Here is a 1,096-nt window from a genome sequence, read left to right as displayed (position 1 = left end):
GGTCGGCTCCGGTTCGAGGCCGGTGAGCAGGTCTGCCATCGCGCCGAGATAGGCGGGCGGGGCGGGCGCGTCACCCCCCTGCTAACTTCGCTAACCTGACGCTGAGGCGCTATCCTGCCGCAGCCAAAATATATCTTGGAAGGCTCTTGCGCTCGTCTTCTCAAGATATATCTTTGGTGCATCGTGATAGCAGAAGGAATGACGATGTTTGGACATATGCATGGCCGCGGTGGACGCGGCTGCGGGCCGCGCGGCGGCTGGGATCGGTGGGCGGCGCAGGCCGAGGGACGGTTCGAGGGCTTTCGCCATGAAGGACGTGGCAGTGGCGGCGGCGGCCGGCGACGGATGTTCGACGGTGGCGAGCTGCGGCTGGTGTTGCTGCGGATGATCGCCGACGAGCCGCGCCACGGCTATGAATTGATCAAGGCGGTCGAGGAACTGACCGGCGGTGCCTATGCGCCCTCGCCGGGGATGGTCTATCCGGCGCTGACGATGCTCGCCGAGATGGAGCTGATCGCCGAACAGCCGTCGGAGACGGCGCGCAAGCGCTTCGTCGTCACCGCGGCGGGCGAGGCGCATCTCGCCGAGCATGAAGAGCAGGTGGCGATGCTGATGGCGCGGCTGGCCGAGATCGGCGCGCATCGTGCGCGTCATGATCGGGCGCCGATCCGGCGGGCGATGCGCAACCTGCGCGACGTGGTGATGGAGCGGGTCGAGGCGGGCGATCTGTCCGACGATGCGGTGCACGAGGTCGCGGCGCTGATCGACGGCGTCGTCCAGAAGATCGAGCGGCTCAAGTGAGCGTCTCGGTCGCGCGTGTGCCGACGGGGTCGGCGAGCCGCTATCTCCAGCAACTGGCGAAGCATTGGAGCCACAAGATGGCGGTCAGCTTCACCGCCGAGGAGGGCAGCATCGCCTTTCCCAACGGATCGCTGCTGGCGATGAAGGCGGACAGCGACAGCCTCGATCTGGTGCTGACCGTGCCGGAGGGCGAGGACGAGGCCCGGATGCGCGAGGTGGTGGCGAGCCATCTCGACCGCTTCGCCTTCCGCGAGGCGCCGCTGACCTTCGACTGGCGGGCGGGGTAGGGGGCGTC

2 protein-coding genes are annotated in these 1,096 nt (G+C 67.7%); both read left to right on the top strand.

Annotated features, from left to right (window positions below):
* Positions 1-204 precede the first annotated feature (204 nt).
* Positions 205-801, top strand: a complete 597-nt coding sequence (locus tag FFS23_RS19930; protein ID WP_137899965.1) for a PadR family transcriptional regulator — start codon at positions 205-207, stop codon at positions 799-801.
* A complete protein-coding gene (locus FFS23_RS19925) occupies positions 798-1,088 on the top strand; it encodes a DUF2218 domain-containing protein (RefSeq protein ID WP_137899964.1) in 291 nt (96 codons plus the stop codon). The genes FFS23_RS19930 and FFS23_RS19925 overlap by 4 nt, the downstream gene beginning before the upstream one ends.
* The last annotated feature ends 8 nt before the right edge of the window (positions 1,089-1,096 follow it).

The organism is Sphingomonas sp. 2SG (assembly GCF_005503285.1).
GTDB classification, from domain to species: domain Bacteria; phylum Pseudomonadota; class Alphaproteobacteria; order Sphingomonadales; family Sphingomonadaceae; genus Sphingomonas; species Sphingomonas taxi.
Note: the sequence above shows the minus strand (reverse complement) of the source record. Positions and strands in the feature narration are given on the sequence as shown.